At 54.7% G+C, this 289-nt stretch carries 1 protein-coding gene; it reads right to left on the bottom strand.

Translation table 11 applies throughout. The features are described 5' to 3' along the window. The coding region (locus SB753_RS36385; RefSeq protein WP_410804965.1) for a methyl-accepting chemotaxis protein at window positions 1–289 on the bottom strand (289 nt) is incomplete at both ends.

The raw sequence follows: 289 nt of genomic DNA, 5'->3' as shown, positions 1-289 counted from the left end.
CTGTTCGATACCTCGACTTTGCTGTTCAGAGGCATTAGCAATCTCCGTCACCATTTGAGACGCATGTTCAATAGCAGTCTTCATCTCATCCATTGCTGCGCTAACCCGAGCAGCTTGCTCGGACCCGTCGCTAGTCGTTGCAACAGATGAGACGATCAATTCCTTGATTTCTCTCGCAGCAGATGCCGAACGTTGCGCGAGGCCGCGCACCTCACTTGCAACAACGGCAAATCCTCTTCCCTGCTCGCCCGCACGAGCTGCCTCAACGGCGGCGTTCAGAGCCAGAATA

It is taken from the genome of Paraburkholderia sp. SIMBA_053 (genome assembly GCF_046534895.1).
Taxonomy (GTDB): domain Bacteria; phylum Pseudomonadota; class Gammaproteobacteria; order Burkholderiales; family Burkholderiaceae; genus Paraburkholderia; species Paraburkholderia caledonica.
Note: the sequence above shows the minus strand (reverse complement) of the source record. Positions and strands in the feature narration are given on the sequence as shown.